Source organism: Burkholderia sp. E168m23 (assembly GCF_016586125.1).
In the GTDB taxonomy this organism is placed as follows: domain Bacteria; phylum Pseudomonadota; class Gammaproteobacteria; order Burkholderiales; family Burkholderiaceae; genus Burkholderia; species Burkholderia orbicola.
The window spans coordinates 1-1,713 of record NZ_BCPP01001225.1; the positions used below are offsets into that span (position 1 = coordinate 1).

Consider the following 1,713-nt stretch of genomic DNA (forward strand, 5'->3'; position numbering starts at 1 on the left):
CGGCCTGCCGGTGAGCGCCGATCTCGAGAACGGTTTCGGCGACGCGCCCGACACGGTGGCCGAGACGATCCGGCTGGCGGCCGAGGCGGGCGCGGTCGGCGGCTCGATCGAGGATGCGACGGGCCGCGCCGATACGCCGATCTATGCGCGCGACGCGTCGGTCGAGCGCATCGCGGCGGCCGTCGACGCGGCGCGCGCGCTGCCGTTTCCGTTCACGCTGACCGCCCGCTGCGAAAACTACCTGCACGGCCGCCGCGATCTCGACGACACGATCGCGCGGCTCGTCGCCTATCGCGACGCCGGCGCCGACGTGCTGTACGCGCCCGGCATCACCGACGCCGACGAGATCGCGGCGGTGACGCGGGCGGTCGGCGCGCCCGTCAATGTCGTCATGGGCCTGCAGGGCGGGTTGCTGAGCCTCGACGAGCTGGCGGCGCTCGGCGTGAAGCGCGTCAGCGTCGGCGGCGCGCTGGCGCGGGCCGCGCTCGGCGCGTTCCTGCGCGCGGCGACGGAGATGCGGCGCGACGGCACGTTCACCTTTACCCGGGCAGCCGTGCCGGGAAGCGATATCAACCGCTGGTTTGCCGCGCCGGATAATTCGCCGATTTTGTCAGACGAATGATCTCTAATAAAATCAGAAATCGTTTCCACCGAAACATTGATTGACAATAATCAATCGATTTCGCGTCCGAATAATCGTCGATGACGGCGCGAAAATCATCGTCTATTCTCCGCATTTCCGTCCGTTCTGCTACCGCCGGCGCGCCAGCCGCGCCAGATCTGACGCCCGGCGGGCCGTCATGCGTGACGATATCGCGCATTGTTGCAGGTTCTCGTTCAGAGCGTTTCCGTGCGCGGGAGTTGCCGGATGATTTTTTGATTGATAATCTTCGGCACGTTCCAATGACCGGTAAGTGGGCCGCCGGGAATATCAATATATTCAATATATAAAAAGCTGAGAGAGCGATGACGATCCGAGAAAATCACCGCGTCAGGTTTCGCGTGGGCGATGTCGTGACGCTGAAAACGGGCGGGCCGCGCATGACCGTCACGTATGCCGGGCCGGTCGTGTTCGACGACGACGACTGGCTGATCTGCCAGTGGTTCGACGAAAGCGGCGAGTTCCGGCAGGAAATGTTCCATCACGACACGGTAGTGCCCGAGCCGCGCGCGATTTCGGCCGGGCGGGTCCGGTTGCGCATGCAGTCGCACCGCTATCGATCGGCGGCCTGACGCCGGCCGGCTGGCCGCCGCGATGCCGCGACGCGCGGCGTCCGCGCAGCGACATTTCACGCAATCCCGAAACATGCGGCGGCGCACTGCGCCGATACTGAGCGCATGAACCCGACCGATCCCATTGCCGCGGTCACGCACCGCGATCCCTATCCCTATTACGCCGCGCTCGTCGACGGGCCGCCGCTCGCGTTCGACGCCACGCTCGGCCTGTGGGTCGCGAGCCGCGCGGCGGCCGTGACGGCCGTGCTATGCGATCCGGCCTGCCGCGTGCGCCCGCTCGACGCGCCGGTGCCGCCCGCGTTGCGTGGCACGACGGCCGGCGCGCTGTTCGGCGAACTGGTGCGCATGAACGATGGCGCGTCGCGACACGACGTGCCGAAGCAGGCGTTGCGCGCGGCGTTCGCGCCGATCGATACGGATGCATTGCGCGATCGCGCGGAGGCGCTCGCCGCGCGGCGGTTGCCGGCGCCCGGCGAT

At 67.4% G+C, this 1,713-nt stretch carries 3 protein-coding genes and 1 pseudogene; 3 read left to right on the forward strand and 1 reads right to left on the reverse strand.

What is annotated here, in order from left to right:
- Positions 1-622: oxaloacetate decarboxylase (locus tag JMF90_RS35945; protein WP_201326238.1), on the forward strand; the 622-nt coding region annotated here is incomplete at its 5' end.
- On the opposite strand, the gene JMF90_RS35950 is transcribed toward JMF90_RS35945, so the two are convergent.
- Positions 570-821, reverse strand: coding sequence for a hypothetical protein (locus tag JMF90_RS35950; protein WP_125381606.1), 252 nt, complete (start codon positions 819-821; stop codon positions 570-572). The two genes, JMF90_RS35945 and JMF90_RS35950, sit on opposite strands and share 53 nt — an antisense overlap.
- Before the next feature lie 145 nt (positions 822-966).
- Here JMF90_RS35950 and JMF90_RS35955 point away from each other — a divergent pair, with 145 nt between their 5' ends.
- Both JMF90_RS35955 and JMF90_RS35960 read left to right on the forward strand, forming a co-directional pair.
- On the forward strand, positions 967-1,233 hold the full coding sequence (locus JMF90_RS35955; protein ID WP_006480798.1) for a YodC family protein: 267 nt from the start codon (positions 967-969) through the stop codon (positions 1,231-1,233).
- Between the two features lie 105 nt (positions 1,234-1,338).
- A pseudogene (locus JMF90_RS35960) lies at positions 1,339-1,713 on the forward strand (cytochrome P450); the annotation flags it as partial.

Coding starts and splice junctions, on each gene's coding strand:
- JMF90_RS35950 (WP_125381606.1), bottom strand. CDS start 821: ATGCGCGATATCGTCACGCATGACGGCCCGCCGGGCGTCAGATCTGGC.
- JMF90_RS35955 (WP_006480798.1), top strand. CDS start 967: ATGACGATCCGAGAAAATCACCGCGTCAGGTTTCGCGTGGGCGATGTC.